The sequence below is a fragment of the Pseudomonas sp. genome, assembly GCF_050739655.1.
Classification (GTDB): domain Bacteria; phylum Pseudomonadota; class Gammaproteobacteria; order Pseudomonadales; family Pseudomonadaceae; genus Aquipseudomonas.
Genome location: NZ_JBOIBY010000092.1, coordinates 1 through 12,016, shown reverse-complemented (window position 1 = coordinate 12,016; position 12,016 = coordinate 1). Strand labels below are relative to the sequence as shown.

The 12,016-nt window shown below is 57.5% G+C and carries 17 protein-coding genes; 6 read left to right on the top strand and 11 right to left on the bottom strand.

Annotated features, from left to right (window positions below; all coding sequences use genetic code 11):
* Positions 1-65: 65 nt before the first annotated feature.
* Positions 66-1,157 (bottom strand): aminopeptidase, encoded by a 1,092-nt coding sequence (locus tag ACRESJ_RS04955; protein WP_431756904.1) that lies wholly within the window; start codon positions 1,155-1,157, stop codon positions 66-68.
* A 59-nt stretch (positions 1,158-1,216) separates the two neighbouring features.
* Between ACRESJ_RS04955 and ACRESJ_RS04950 the strand changes: the two genes are divergently transcribed.
* On the top strand, positions 1,217-1,639 hold the full coding sequence (locus ACRESJ_RS04950) for a hypothetical protein (protein WP_431756903.1): 423 nt from the start codon (positions 1,217-1,219) through the stop codon (positions 1,637-1,639).
* A 40-nt stretch (positions 1,640-1,679) separates the two neighbouring features.
* The gene (locus ACRESJ_RS04945) at positions 1,680-2,099 is read left to right on the top strand and encodes a hypothetical protein (protein ID WP_431756902.1); all 420 of its coding nucleotides are present in this window, start codon (positions 1,680-1,682) and stop codon (positions 2,097-2,099) included.
* 6 nt (positions 2,100-2,105) lie between these two features.
* On the opposite strand, the gene ACRESJ_RS04940 is transcribed toward ACRESJ_RS04945, so the two are convergent.
* Both ACRESJ_RS04940 and ACRESJ_RS04935 read right to left on the bottom strand, forming a co-directional pair.
* Positions 2,106-2,339: a DUF1161 domain-containing protein gene (locus ACRESJ_RS04940; protein WP_431756901.1), complete on the bottom strand. Its 234-nt coding sequence runs from the start codon at positions 2,337-2,339 to the stop codon at positions 2,106-2,108.
* Positions 2,340-2,484: 145 nt separating this feature from the next.
* Positions 2,485-2,916, bottom strand: a complete 432-nt coding sequence (locus ACRESJ_RS04935; protein ID WP_431756900.1) for an OsmC family protein — start codon at positions 2,914-2,916, stop codon at positions 2,485-2,487.
* 242 nt (positions 2,917-3,158) lie between these two features.
* Between ACRESJ_RS04935 and ACRESJ_RS04930 the strand changes: the two genes are divergently transcribed.
* Positions 3,159-4,160, top strand: a complete 1,002-nt coding sequence (locus tag ACRESJ_RS04930; RefSeq protein ID WP_431756899.1) for an LLM class flavin-dependent oxidoreductase — start codon at positions 3,159-3,161, stop codon at positions 4,158-4,160.
* Positions 4,161-4,222: 62 nt separating this feature from the next.
* Here ACRESJ_RS04930 and ACRESJ_RS04925 read toward each other — a convergent pair whose 3' ends face one another.
* Positions 4,223-4,444: a DUF1161 domain-containing protein gene (locus ACRESJ_RS04925; protein ID WP_431756898.1), complete on the bottom strand. Its 222-nt coding sequence runs from the start codon at positions 4,442-4,444 to the stop codon at positions 4,223-4,225.
* 116 nt (positions 4,445-4,560) lie between these two features.
* On the bottom strand, positions 4,561-4,776 hold the full coding sequence (locus ACRESJ_RS04920) for a dodecin (RefSeq protein ID WP_431756897.1): 216 nt from the start codon (positions 4,774-4,776) through the stop codon (positions 4,561-4,563).
* A 157-nt stretch (positions 4,777-4,933) separates the two neighbouring features.
* On the opposite strand from ACRESJ_RS04920, the gene ACRESJ_RS04915 reads away from it, so the two are divergent.
* Positions 4,934-5,260, top strand: a complete 327-nt coding sequence (locus ACRESJ_RS04915; RefSeq protein ID WP_416128692.1) for a DUF883 family protein — start codon at positions 4,934-4,936, stop codon at positions 5,258-5,260.
* Here ACRESJ_RS04915 and ACRESJ_RS04910 read toward each other — a convergent pair.
* Positions 5,233-6,150 carry a LysR family transcriptional regulator gene (locus tag ACRESJ_RS04910; protein ID WP_431756896.1) on the bottom strand — a complete coding sequence of 306 codons (918 nt, stop codon included), beginning with the start codon at positions 6,148-6,150 and terminating at the stop codon, positions 5,233-5,235. The genes ACRESJ_RS04915 and ACRESJ_RS04910 overlap by 28 nt on opposite strands.
* A 125-nt stretch (positions 6,151-6,275) precedes the next feature.
* Between ACRESJ_RS04910 and trpB the strand changes: the two genes are divergently transcribed.
* Positions 6,276-7,499 (top strand): tryptophan synthase subunit beta, encoded by a 1,224-nt coding sequence (gene trpB, locus ACRESJ_RS04905; RefSeq protein WP_431756895.1) that lies wholly within the window; start codon positions 6,276-6,278, stop codon positions 7,497-7,499.
* Positions 7,499-8,311: a tryptophan synthase subunit alpha gene (trpA, locus tag ACRESJ_RS04900; protein WP_431756894.1), complete on the top strand. Its 813-nt coding sequence runs from the start codon at positions 7,499-7,501 to the stop codon at positions 8,309-8,311. Before trpB ends, trpA begins: the two co-directional genes overlap by 1 nt.
* Before the next feature lie 88 nt (positions 8,312-8,399).
* On the opposite strand, the gene ACRESJ_RS04895 is transcribed toward trpA, so the two are convergent.
* The 5 genes from ACRESJ_RS04895 to ACRESJ_RS04875 all read right to left on the bottom strand — a co-directional run bounded on the left by ACRESJ_RS04895 (position 8,400) and on the right by ACRESJ_RS04875 (position 12,000).
* Positions 8,400-10,361: a DUF4105 domain-containing protein gene (locus ACRESJ_RS04895; protein WP_431756893.1), complete on the bottom strand. Its 1,962-nt coding sequence runs from the start codon at positions 10,359-10,361 to the stop codon at positions 8,400-8,402.
* Positions 10,358-10,678 (bottom strand): DUF2388 domain-containing protein, encoded by a 321-nt coding sequence (locus tag ACRESJ_RS04890; RefSeq protein WP_431756892.1) that lies wholly within the window; start codon positions 10,676-10,678, stop codon positions 10,358-10,360. Before ACRESJ_RS04890 ends, ACRESJ_RS04895 begins: the two co-directional genes overlap by 4 nt.
* Positions 10,679-10,706: 28 nt before the next feature.
* Positions 10,707-11,024, bottom strand: coding sequence for a DUF2388 domain-containing protein (locus ACRESJ_RS04885; protein ID WP_431756891.1), 318 nt, complete (start codon positions 11,022-11,024; stop codon positions 10,707-10,709).
* Between the two features lie 107 nt (positions 11,025-11,131).
* Positions 11,132-11,449, bottom strand: coding sequence for a DUF2388 domain-containing protein (locus ACRESJ_RS04880; protein WP_150735807.1), 318 nt, complete (start codon positions 11,447-11,449; stop codon positions 11,132-11,134).
* Positions 11,450-11,784: 335 nt separating this feature from the next.
* Positions 11,785-12,000, bottom strand: coding sequence for a DUF1127 domain-containing protein (locus ACRESJ_RS04875; protein ID WP_007902752.1), 216 nt, complete (start codon positions 11,998-12,000; stop codon positions 11,785-11,787).
* Positions 12,001-12,016: the final 16 nt, after the last annotated feature.

Sequence of the window (12,016 nt, the reverse complement as noted above, 5' to 3'; positions counted from 1 at the left end):
CTCCCACAGGATTTGTGAACAACAGAGATCATTGTGGGAGCGGGCTTGCCCGCGAAGAGGCCAGTTCAGCCACTGGAGTTCTTTGACGCGGCCAATTCCTTCAAAGCCGCTATGCGCTCATCATCCGGCAATGCACCGATCTTTTCGGCGGCCGCATAAAATTTCACCCATTCTCCCCCAACCTGCCTGAACAACCCCGCAAACGCCGGTACCCACTGGTCATAAAGCCCAAATGGCAGCAAACGCGCATTGTTCATCGGGGCATTGATCCACGCGTCATAGCGTTTATCTCCAGCCCATTGGCTGTCGCGCATCTGACGGTATTCGGCGCGCATTTGCTCGAACTCCTTGGCCTTGCGTTGACGCATTTGATCCGGTGGCAGCGGCAGGGCATACAACGTTTCAAGCCGGGTGCGGGTGTTCAAAACCAATTGGATGAACTGATTTCGTTGTTGCGCCTGTGCACCGTTATCGGGTGGCAGGTTTCGAAAGGCGCGCCATTGGCGAGTACCTTCCTGCTCGACGAAGGTGGCGAAAGACTCGTTAAACGCCGTGTCGTCCTTCACATAAACACGTTGATGCGCCAGTTCGTGAAAAATCAGCGTGGCCAGGCGCTCATCGCCCCAGCCCATCATCGAACTCATGATCGGGTCGTTGAACCAACCCAGGGTCGAATATGCCTCGACGCCGCCGATCGACACGTCCATGCCTTGCAACCGCTGCACTGCCGCTTCGCCACGAGCCGCACTCTGGCTGTAGTAACCGCGATAGGCCACGCAGCCAGCGATGGGGAAGCAATGGTTCTGCGGTTTCAGGGAAAATTCCGGCGTGACAAACACATTCCAGACGACGAAGGGGCGACCAATGTCGGCGTATAAGCGGTAGCTTTGATTGTCTGGCAGATGCAGTTGCTGACTGGCAAAAGTCCGGGCCTTTTGCGACTCGGTCAGGTGCGCACGCAGTTTTTGATCGCGCTGAGGGTCGGCAATCACACGAGAAACCGGTTCTCGTGCCCATAGCAGTTGCAGCTGACCACTGGCCAATTGGCTGTAGTAACTGACGCTGGTGCAACCGTTGAGCAACAAAAGCAACACACCCGGAAACAAAACGCGCAAAACGCGATCAAGTAACCCAAGGCTTGGACGCGGCCTGATCAAAATAAAAAATCCCTGGAAAGTCTGCTCGCAAGACTATCCCGCCTGACTGGAGCTCCGCTATGCGCAAGTTGATGCTGACAGGAGGCCTGCTGATGCTGGCCGGTTGTGCAGGATTCGGATTACCTCGCCATGATCCGACGCAAGCATGGATCGATCTGGAGTCACATCAGGAAGACACGGCCCTGTTGGCGCTGGAGGTGGATAACAAGGCGGCCACCGATAAGCGTTACTTCGAGGTGCAGCCAGGCAGCCATGAGCTGACGGTTCGTTACCAGTTCGCGGTTCAGCCCACCAATATCGGTCCGAACGCCGAGCCGCTGTGGCGTGATTGCCAGATGAATGTGAAATTCAACGATTTCAACGCCGGCGAACGTTATCAACTGCAAGCGGGGAATATTGGCTTCAGGCCATGGGCCAAGCTTTACGATCAGCAGCGAAAAGTCATAGGCCAAGGCACGCCAGCGGGCTGTCAACGCACCTGATCAGCGCTATTCTGAATATCCAGAAATCGGGACATTCATCATGCGCAGGTTGATGCTGTTACTGACTGCAAGTACGGTGGTCGGCTGCTCTGCTCCGATGCCGGCGGCCAATCCACAGATGGCGTGGGTCGACTTCTCCACGCCATTTCCCAACGATAAATTGCTGATGGCCGAACGGTTGGACGGTCAGCGAATGCCCGACGGACGTTTTTTCCAGGTCACTCCCGGTAGCCACGAGCTCACCGTGCGTTTCGATTTTGAAGTGCCTGGCGGGTCTTCAGACTTGTTCGGTGGCTCCACGGAACGCCTGTGCTACATGATCATCAAGTACGATCATTTCGAGGCAGGTCAGCATTATCTGCTGCAAGCCCGCTCCATGGCGTTTACCCCCGAAGCACGCTTGTATAACGCCAAACGCGAGATCGTCGCCGAAGAACGCCAGATCAACTGTGTGCCCTAAGACCGATCAGCGATCGTTTTTCTGGTAGATGATCTTCTTGGTGCCGCCTTCGCAGGAGCCCACGACCATGTTCTGATCGTGTACTTCGTCATTTTTGACGATCTCCAGGGTATAGGACGTGACGCCTCGGGCCTGAATCTTGGCTTCGATTTCGGCCTTGAGTTCTTCGCAGGGTTTGGGTGCCGCCAAGGCCGAAGTGGCCAGAGCGCAACAGATAACTGCCAAGGCAAAGCGTTTCATGGTGAAGCTCCTTGAGGCAGCGCGCATGGAGCATGCGTTTTTGCTGCTGTCATTTATTCGACCACGGTTTTGCCAGTCTAGTCATGCGTCAGTGCAAAAAAATCGCAGCATCTGGGCTGCGATCTTTTCATCATTCTCCATGGATTCAGCTGACCAGCGTCGCCTCAAGACTGATCCTGGCGTTCAACACCTTGGAAACCGGGCAGCCTTCTTTGGCCTTGTTACTCAGCTCATCGAATTGCGCCTGGCTCGCCCCCGGGATTTTTGCCTTGAGGATCAACTTCACGGCGGTGATCGCAAAACCGCCATCCACCTGATCCAGGGTGACTTCGGCATTGGTATCGATGCTGTCGGCCTTGAGGCCGGCTTCACCGAGAATCATCGAAAACGCCATGGAGAAACAACCCGCATGGGCGGCGCCGATCAGTTCTTCAGGATTGGTACCCTTGCCACCCTCGAAACGTGCCTTGAAGCCGTAGGGCGCTTCCCTCAGCACGCCGGTTTCCGTGGAAATCGAGCCGATGCCGGTTTTCAGATCACCTTCCCAGTGAGCCGATGCTTTCTTGATGATCGCCATGCCTTGTCTCCTCAAGATCCGGCGCGAAGCGTCGCGCCTTCGTGGTTTCGTTCACTAGGGTTCTGAGGATAGACCTGGATGCAAAGTTCACCTCATCTGATCGGTCCGCTTTTTTGGCAGGTTTTTTCCACCTGCTATTGAAACTCGGGTATATGCCCTCATTGCATGAAACACGCTTTTGGATTCGGCAGGTTTTCGTTCGTAAGAAAAAACCTGCGCCCTCAATTTGGAGAAGCAGGTTTATGAAACGACTGTCCGATATCAAGTTTTCCACCCTCGATCTGGTGCCCGTGCGGGAGAACGGCAGCGCGGCCCAGTCGCTGCGCAACTCGCTGGACTTGGCGCAGCATGTCGAGAAATTCGGTTATAACCGCTTCTGGGTTGCCGAACACCACAACATGGATGGCATCGCCAGTTCCGCGACTTCGGTGCTGCTGGGTTACCTGGCAGGCGGTACGTCGACCATTCGCGTGGGGTCGGGTGGGGTAATGTTGCCCAACCACGCGCCGCTGGTGATTGCCGAACAGTTCGGCACCCTTGAAAGCATTTATCCTGGGCGGATTGACTTGGGACTGGGTCGTGCACCAGGCTCAGACCAGATGACCGCCCGCGCGCTGCGCCGCGAGCGCTCCGGCAGCGCCGATGACTTCCCTGAAGATGTCGCCGAACTGGTGCGTTACCTCGGCCCACGTACGCCTGAACAGCGCGTCATCGCGATGCCTGGCACCGGTACAAATGTACCGATCTGGTTGCTGGGGTCGAGCCTGTTCAGCGCACAACTGGCCGGCGAGCGCGGTTTGCCTTACGCCTTCGCCTCACATTTCGCTCCGCGTTACATGCATGAGGCGATTCGCGTCTACCGCAATCACTTCAAGCCATCAGCCGTGCTGGACAAGCCTTACGTGATGCTCGGCGTGCCACTGGTAGCCGCCGATACCGATGAACGGGCCGATTATCTGGCGACGTCGGTGTATCAGCGAATCCTCGCCTTGATGCGTGGCCAAAGCCTTGTGCAACAACCGCCGGTAGAATCGATGGATGGTTTGTGGCTGCCCCATGAACGAGACGCCGTGCGTGATTTTCTAGGTCTGGCCATGGTCGGCAGCCCGCAGAAAATCCGCGCCAAACTGGACGTGCTGATCGAACAGACCCAGGCCGACGAACTGATCTTTACCTGCGACCTGTACGAGCATTCCGATCGTCTGCATTCCTACGAGCTTTTGGCTCAAGTCATGAAAGGCTGACGATAGGGGCATAAAAGAGCCGACGACCTGGCGTCGGCTCTTTTATGAATAAAGAATCAGGGTTACTGCTTGTAGACAATGACTTTGGTGCCTCTTTCACAGGTCCCGACTTTTTTTCCGCCGGATTCTGCGCCTTTATCGACAATTTCCAGCGAATATCCGGAAACGCCTTTGGCATCCAGCTTCGCGGCGATTTCGGCCTTTAGCTCCTCGCAAGACTTACCAGCCGCGGCGGCAGTGCCCGCAAGGCTCAGTAAACCTATCGCCAAAATAAACTTCTTCATCAGTTGCATCCCCGGTCGCATCAAAGGAGCGCCCAGCCATCAGCCGGGCGCATGTAGCTTTTTGCCATGTCCTATGGCACTCGGCCAGCGCGCAAGTTCAGACATTGGGCCAAAATTCAGCTGCTGGCTATCCGAAATCCGACTTTGAGCGTCACCTGGAAGTGCGCAGCCTTGCCGTCCCTGATATGCCCGCGGGTTTCGGTCACTTCAAACCATTCCATGTATTTCAAGCTTTTGCTGGCTTCGGACAAGGCGTTGTTGATCGCATCCTCAATACTGCTGGTGGACGAGCCAACCAGTTCGACTTTCTTGTAGGTGTGATGGTCAGACATGGCGTTCTCCTCAGGGTGTGAAATACAGCCTAGCAGTGAATTCTCGTCTTACTTCTGTCGGTCGGTCCGACAGGGAAGTTCACATTTACTGCACTTTCTCGAGCCCCTGAAGTCCCAACCAACACACGCCACTCATCAACAATGCAGGAGAGCCACCATGGCCAACAGCTCGTTACGCAAAGCCTCATTGCAAAGCATGGAAGCGGAGATCGAGAGTCTGCTCAAATCCTTGGAAAACCTGAAGGACGACGCCTCGGACGAGTCGCGTAAAACCCTCAAGGTACTCAAAGGCAATGCCGAGAACGCATTGAGGCATTCGCGTCATCTGCTTGCCGATGCCTATGAAGAGGTCAAGGTCAAAACCCGCGAGACCGGTATTGCCACCCGGGACTATGCCCAGGAACACCCTTGGACGACCGCGGGTGTTGCCGTTGGAGCATTGGGCCTGCTGGCGGCCTATTTACTGTTCAAACGCGGTGACTGATCTGTCTGGCGCAGTTCATTCTTGAGCCATTGCGCCAGTTGCCGGGCGCGCCCATCCGCGGCGCGCTTGGGTAACCACAACGCCAGGTGCGCCGGGGTTTCGCTGAACCCCCAAGGGGCAACCAGGCGACCTGCCTTCAAGTCTTCTATTACCAACGGCTCCGGGGCGATTGCCACGCCTAGCCCGGCCACGGCCGCTTCCAGCAAGTAATACAAATGTTCGAAACCTTGACCGTATTTCAGCGCTTTGGGGTCGAGGTCACTTTGCTGCGCCCAGCTAGGCCAGGCTTGTGGGCGTGAAGTGGTGTGCAGCAGAGGTTCAGTCAGCAGTGCGCTGGCCGGTGCCGTTTTTAGTCGCTCGTAGCCGGCGAACCGTGGACTCATGACCGGTCCGATCCGTTCACTGGCGAGTTCGAGCACCTGCATGTCCGCCGGCCATGGCGGTTCGGTAAACACCAATAGGGCGTCCAGACCCGGACGACGGGGATCGAGATCGCCTTCACCGGCGGACAGGTGCAGGCGCAAGTCTGGCAGGTCGGCATTTAGCCGCCCCAAACGTGGAATAAACCAGCGCGCCAGCAGGCTGCCCGAACAACCCAGCACGAACGGCGCATCGACTGAGCTCTGAGTGAGTTCTGTGCAGACTGTGCGCAATCGTTCGAATGCTTCAGCGCTGGCGTCGCGCAGTCGCATGCCGGCATCTGTGAGTTTCAGGCCGCGACCCTCCTTGATGAACAGGCTCACGCCCAAGTGTTCTTCAAGCACCTTCAGCTGTCGGCTGACTGCGCCGTGGGTAACATGCAGCTGTTCCGCAGCCTGACTGACACTGTTCAGGCGGGCAGTAGCCTCGAAGGCACGAAGGGCGTTGAGCGGGGGGAGGTCATGGCTCATTTTATCTGTGAGTTTTCCTGACAGGTTGCGGCGATCTTATCGGTTTTCAGTCCGGGGCGTCAGGGGTAGAGTGGACCCCACTGCCTCTTTATGCACCCCTTCACGCTTTCAACTGGAGCGCCCAAATGACCCAGACTAATCTGCGAAACGGCCCTGACGCCAACGGCCTGTTTGGCGCGTTCGGCGGCCGTTACGTCGCTGAAACCCTGATGCCGTTGATTCTCGATCTGGCCCGCGAATATGAAGCGGCCAAAGAAGATCCTGCATTCAAAGAAGAATTGGCCTACTTCCAGCGTGATTACGTCGGTCGTCCAAGCCCGCTTTACTTCGCTGAGCGTCTGACCGAGTTCTGTGGCGGCGCGAAAATTTACCTCAAGCGTGAAGAGCTGAACCATACCGGCGCACACAAGATCAACAACTGCATCGGCCAGATCCTGCTGGCGCGACGCATGGGCAAGAAGCGCATCATCGCCGAGACCGGCGCAGGCATGCACGGCGTGGCGACTGCAACCGTTGCGGCGCGTTTCGGCCTGGACTGTGTCATCTACATGGGCACCACCGACATCGAACGTCAGCAGGCCAACGTGTTCCGCATGAAGCTGCTGGGCGCCGAAGTGATCCCGGTGGTGGCTGGCACCGGCACCCTGAAGGATGCGATGAACGAAGCCCTGCGTGACTGGGTGACCAACGTCGACAGCACTTTCTACCTGATTGGCACTGTGGCAGGTCCACATCCTTATCCCGCCATGGTTCGTGACTTCCAGGCCGTCATCGGCAAGGAAACCCGCGACCAGCTGCAAGCCCAGGAAGGCCGCCTGCCGGACAGCCTGGTAGCTTGCATCGGTGGCGGTTCCAACGCCATGGGCCTGTTTCACCCGTTCCTTGACGACAAGAACGTCGAAATCATCGGTGTTGAAGCGGCCGGCTACGGCATCGAGACGGGCAAGCACGCGGCCAGCCTGAACGGCGGTGTACCGGGTGTTCTGCACGGCAACCGTACTTTCCTGCTGCAAGATGATGATGGTCAGATCATCGACGCGCATTCGATCTCCGCTGGCCTGGACTATCCCGGCATCGGGCCGGAGCACGCCTGGTTGCACGACATCGGCCGCGTTCAGTACACCTCGGTGACTGACGACGAAGCACTTGCCGCGTTCCATCAATGCTGCCGTCTGGAGGGGATTATTCCTGCACTGGAAAGCGCTCACGCCCTGGCCGAAGTGTTCAAGCGCGCACCGACGCTGCCAAAAGATCACCTGATGGTGGTCAACCTGTCCGGCCGTGGCGACAAAGACATGCAAACCGTGATGCACCACATGGAACACTCTCAACAGCAGGAGAAACACTGATGAGCCGCCTGCAAACACGCTTTGCCGAACTCAAGGAACAGAACCGCGCTGCCCTGGTGACCTTCGTCACCGCTGGCGACCCGGGTTACGACACGTCCCTGGCGATCCTTAAGGGCTTGCCAGCTGCGGGTGCAGACGTGATCGAATTGGGCATGCCTTTCACCGACCCAATGGCCGATGGCCCGGCGATCCAGCTGGCCAACATCCGGGCGTTGGCCGCCAAGCAGAACCTGGCGAAAACCCTCGAAATGGTTCGCGAGTTCCGCAAGGATAACAACGAGACGCCGCTGGTACTGATGGGTTACTTCAACCCGATCCACAAATACGGCGTCCCGCGATTCATTGCCGAGGCCAAAGAGGCCGGTGTCGATGGCTTGATCGTGGTTGATATGCCACCCGAGCATAACGGCGAACTGTGCGATCCGGCTCAAGCTGCGGGTATCGATTTCATCCGTCTGACCACGCCGACCACTGATGATGTGCGTTTGCCTACGGTGTTGAATGGCAGCTCCGGATTTGTGTACTACGTGTCGGTGGCGGGTGTGACCGGTGCTGGTGCGGCCACGCTAGAGCACGTCGAAGAGGCGGTGGCTCGCCTGCGTCGCCATACCGATCTGCCAATCAGCATCGGTTTCGGTATTCGCACACCGGAGCAGGCTGCAAACATCGCGCGCTTGGCTGATGGTGTGGTAGTGGGGTCGGCGTTGATCGACCAGATCGCTGGCGCTGCGACCCCGGAACAAGCCGTGGATGGCGTGTTAAGCCTGTGCTCGGCACTGGCCGATGGCGTGCGTAAGGCTCGCGTCAGCTAAAAGTAGCGTTCATGACATGGGGGATCAGGGCCTTGCGGCCCAGATCTTTCAGCAAAAGGGCTTCAGAACCAGGTTCTGAAGCCCTTTTTTATGGCAACTCCAAACCACCTGAAGCCTTGTGTAATTTACGCAAATGCTCGCCGATCTGTTTCACGTTGGCTTCGTTCGCCGCCATTTCAGCTGCCCGATCCGGATCGAGCAGCGCCCTGACTTCCTTGTCCAGATCCCCGGTCAGCGCTTGTAGCTGTTTCTGCCGCTGGCTGCTTTCCGATTCCAGGCGCTTCCATTCACTGGGTTGCGGCAAACCATAGCCACCGCTGTCGAGCAGTTCCGCCGGACGGCTGAGGAAACCGCTGTTATCGAGAATTTTCCTCAGCGTCTCGTTAGCCTTGTCCATTCCGCCGTTCTTCAGTTCTCGCGCACCGAGGTAACGTTGCTTGACCTCGTCCTGGGCCAACAACAACTGGTGGCGAAAGCTTGCCTGTTCCAGCAGAAGCAACGCTGCGCTGGTGCGCAAGTCAGCCTGGTCAAACCACTTCCGGCGCTCTTCAGCTTTCAAGTCCAGCCAGTCTTCTACGGTTTCCTGTTTGATCGGCAGGTGTTTTTTCAACACTTCGAACATGGCTTGATAACGATCGCGGAAGGAATCGAAGCGATACCCCAGGCGCAGCGCTTCACGGGGATCATCCAGCACGCTGGTATCCGCCAGTCCGCGACCTTTGAGCACTTCCAGCAGGCCGTTGGGCATGATGTTGTCCAGGGCAACCAGTTTGGAATTGTTAGTGCCGCCACGCAGTAGCTTCAGTTCCTCCACGGCGCAGTTGTTGGACAGGAAGAAGTAGTTGCCGTCGTAACTCCAGTGCATCTCGGCCGCACGTTCCACGACGTCTTCAATCTCGCGACGCGACAGGTTCAGCGGCACCGAGGCGAGGCTGCGCAATTCGGTCTTGGTGTATTCGTCGATCACTTGCGCCAGCGGCAGTACAAACAAACGTGACGGGTATTTGCCCACCAGTCCATCCCAGCTGGATAGCTGTACGTCACCGACGAAGGCGCGGTAGGACAACACCAGATGCTGGTCCAGATCCAGGCGACAGTCCGGTCCGCGTGGTCGGCCCGGCGCACAGATCACCAGGCGCAACATACTGTGGCCCCAGCGGCTGACCCAGTTCTGGTTGGCCTCGGCCAATAGATAGTCGACGGCATAAACCCGTTCCGGGTCGACCTGGCCCAGAGGCGTTTTGGCAAAGTCATTGCCGGCATTGAGGAAGGCGAAGGTTTTGCCGCAGTCGCCTTTGGCGGCGGGCGCCCAGCCGAAGTGTTCCTTGTAGTAGCGGTACAGTGCGGGACGGCGGCAGGCGTAACTCGGGTCGAGGAGGAAATACTCCATGTTGACCGCGACGAACTCCTTGGGGCTGCTCGTCTCGTAAATGTCGGGGCTGCGGGCGATCTGGCGGTTGTGCTGTTCGCGTTCGCCACGACGGCCAACATATTGCTGCCATCCGGCGAGATCGAGCAATCGCGGGTCGTCGCTGAGCGTAAAGCGTCGATCGGACTGGCCTCGGCATTGATCGGGAATGCCAATCAACCCTGAGCTGCTGTTGCGCTGCGTACAACGTTGGATCAGCGTGCGCTCCGGCTGCGACCACAGGCGTGAGCGATCATAAATGTGGGTCAGCTCATGCAGTACCGTGGCCAGCATTTCCCGGCGCACGGTGCCATGGGGGCGATAGGTTTTCTTGGTCGCGGCGCTGCCATCAGTAAGGCTGGCCAGTAGGTTGCGATTCAGATCGAGTTCGGACACCAGTGACGCCTGGCCATAAGCATTGGCAGGCATGTCATCGGTCCAGGCGACGTCAATACGGCGGTCGAGTTGCTCGATAAAGCGCGGCGGCAAGGCCTGCATGGCTTCATCAAGCAATACCTGGCTAGCTTGCTGTTGCTCGGTGCTCAGGCCTTCGGTCTTAAGGCGCAGTTCAAGGCCGGCGTGGGCCGTGTTGCCTAACAGCAACATGACCCCGGCCAACAGCCAGGTCGCTGGCGACCTCACAGTGCGAGGATGGCTTCGGCGAGATCCTGATCACTGGCATCGCGTGCTTCTGGAACACGGGTACGCAGCAAATTAAAAGCCGACTCCAGGTGCGCACCACGGATGTCGCCGTTGCTGGCGACAAAGCTGGCGGCGTCATCTTGGGCTTCGCGGACGATTTTCGAGTCGCGAATCGACGTGGTTGTATCGGATGTGAAATCGAGTGTGCGCTGGGTCGCGCGGATAAGAATATTACTGGTGGCAACCAGGGTGTGGGCCTGGGCCACATCGGCCAACAACAGCAGGCCTAGGGTGGCGGCAATCAGCGGGTTACGCATGGAACGACTCCGGAAAAACTTGGGATAACTATTGGACGAGAATTGCCTGTGCCAGTTCAAGGTCGCTGGCATGAAGTTTTGGCTGGGTCCGACGCAGGTAAGACAGGGCCGACTCCAGTTGTGCGCCTCTCAGTTGGCCGTCACTGGCGATGAATGCAGCGGCATCATCCCGGGCGGCGAGCAGCAGTTTATGGTCGAAGGGGGCGGAGGTCACCATGCTTGTGGCGTAACCGCTGGCGACGGTGCCTTGGGTAGACAGGTTGAAGGCATCGAAAGCCTGGGCGGAGCCCGAATAGCTGACCGCGATAATGACTGGAGTGATCAATAGATTTGGAAGAAAACGCATGAGACTCGACAGTTGAAAGTGAGTCCCAAGGCTAGCGCAAGGCCCGGTCTAGAGCCAGTGCAGAAACATTGGGACACGTCAGGCGTGTCCCACGCTGGAACGCTCGGTCAGATCGTCAGGATCGCTTGCGCCAGTTGTGCGTCGGTCGCATTGAGCTGTGGCGCCTGATGGCGGATGTGATCCATTGCGCTTTCCAGTTTCACGCCACGGATGGCGCCTTCGCTGGCGACGAAGCTTGCTGCGTCGTCACGGGCTGCGAGCACGATCTTGTCATCTTTGAAAGAGGACGTGACATCTGAAGTCGCATCTGAAGTGGCCTTGAGTGCACCGACGACGGCATCGGTGGTCACGATGAAGCTGGTGGCGTGGGCATTGGCAGCCACGGCAAGCAGGGCTGCAGCGCTGAGCAGGCGAAGGCGGGTCATGGTGTAACTCCTTTGGATAAAACTGATTAAGAGGTAGCGCGGTATCTGGTAAAGCAGACGTTAGACACTCTGCGCTCGCCACGTTCTGAATTGATATTAGGCATGTGTGTGCCGATTCGAACAGCCTAGAAGAAAAAGGTCTCCTGAGGTGAACTGCTCTGGTGCAAGACAGAATATAAACTGTACAGGCTGATTTAAGAATCTGTAAAACTGTACCGTTATGAAGTTTCAGACGCTAAAACGACAAAACCCGTCGCGATTTCTCGTGACGGGTTTTGCTTGTTCAATTCGGGTTGCTGGCGGTGGACCTTAAGGTCAGAGCCAGCGACGCTAACTTAGCGCCAGAACGGCTTGCTCAGCTCTTCGTAGCGCTGTGCTTCGCTAATCCCGGCGTCAGCCAGCAGACGCGAATCCAGACGAGCCAGTTGATGGCGGCTGGAGATGCGGCGCTGCCACAGCATCAGGTTGGCGATAACGCGCAGAGGCATGGAAGCCTGGGTTTTTGCAGCAGTGTCTTCGAAGAACAGTTCGGAACTGAGTGTACGTTCCATGGTTTTCATCCTTCCG

What these genes read in the sequence shown, in the direction of transcription:
- ACRESJ_RS04915 (WP_416128692.1), top strand. Translation starts at nt 4,934, where the DNA reads ATGGCCAACAGCTCGTTACGCAAAGCCTCATTGCAAAGCATGGAAGCG.
- ACRESJ_RS04920 (WP_431756897.1), bottom strand. Translation starts at nt 4,776, where the DNA reads ATGTCTGACCATCACACCTACAAGAAAGTCGAACTGGTTGGCTCGTCC.
- ACRESJ_RS04930 (WP_431756899.1), top strand. Translation starts at nt 3,159, where the DNA reads ATGAAACGACTGTCCGATATCAAGTTTTCCACCCTCGATCTGGTGCCC.
- ACRESJ_RS04950 (WP_431756903.1), top strand. Translation starts at nt 1,217, where the DNA reads ATGCGCAAGTTGATGCTGACAGGAGGCCTGCTGATGCTGGCCGGTTGT.
- ACRESJ_RS04925 (WP_431756898.1), bottom strand. Translation starts at nt 4,444, where the DNA reads ATGAAGAAGTTTATTTTGGCGATAGGTTTACTGAGCCTTGCGGGCACT.
- trpB (WP_431756895.1), top strand. Translation starts at nt 6,276, where the DNA reads ATGACCCAGACTAATCTGCGAAACGGCCCTGACGCCAACGGCCTGTTT.
- ACRESJ_RS04910 (WP_431756896.1), bottom strand. Translation starts at nt 6,150, where the DNA reads ATGAGCCATGACCTCCCCCCGCTCAACGCCCTTCGTGCCTTCGAGGCT.
- trpA (WP_431756894.1), top strand. Translation starts at nt 7,499, where the DNA reads ATGAGCCGCCTGCAAACACGCTTTGCCGAACTCAAGGAACAGAACCGC.
- ACRESJ_RS04935 (WP_431756900.1), bottom strand. Translation starts at nt 2,916, where the DNA reads ATGGCGATCATCAAGAAAGCATCGGCTCACTGGGAAGGTGATCTGAAA.
- ACRESJ_RS04890 (WP_431756892.1), bottom strand. Translation starts at nt 10,678, where the DNA reads ATGCGTAACCCGCTGATTGCCGCCACCCTAGGCCTGCTGTTGTTGGCC.
- ACRESJ_RS04875 (WP_007902752.1), bottom strand. Translation starts at nt 12,000, where the DNA reads ATGGAACGTACACTCAGTTCCGAACTGTTCTTCGAAGACACTGCTGCA.
- ACRESJ_RS04945 (WP_431756902.1), top strand. Translation starts at nt 1,680, where the DNA reads ATGCGCAGGTTGATGCTGTTACTGACTGCAAGTACGGTGGTCGGCTGC.
- ACRESJ_RS04940 (WP_431756901.1), bottom strand. Translation starts at nt 2,339, where the DNA reads ATGAAACGCTTTGCCTTGGCAGTTATCTGTTGCGCTCTGGCCACTTCG.
- ACRESJ_RS04880 (WP_150735807.1), bottom strand. Translation starts at nt 11,449, where the DNA reads ATGACCCGCCTTCGCCTGCTCAGCGCTGCAGCCCTGCTTGCCGTGGCT.
- ACRESJ_RS04885 (WP_431756891.1), bottom strand. Translation starts at nt 11,024, where the DNA reads ATGCGTTTTCTTCCAAATCTATTGATCACTCCAGTCATTATCGCGGTC.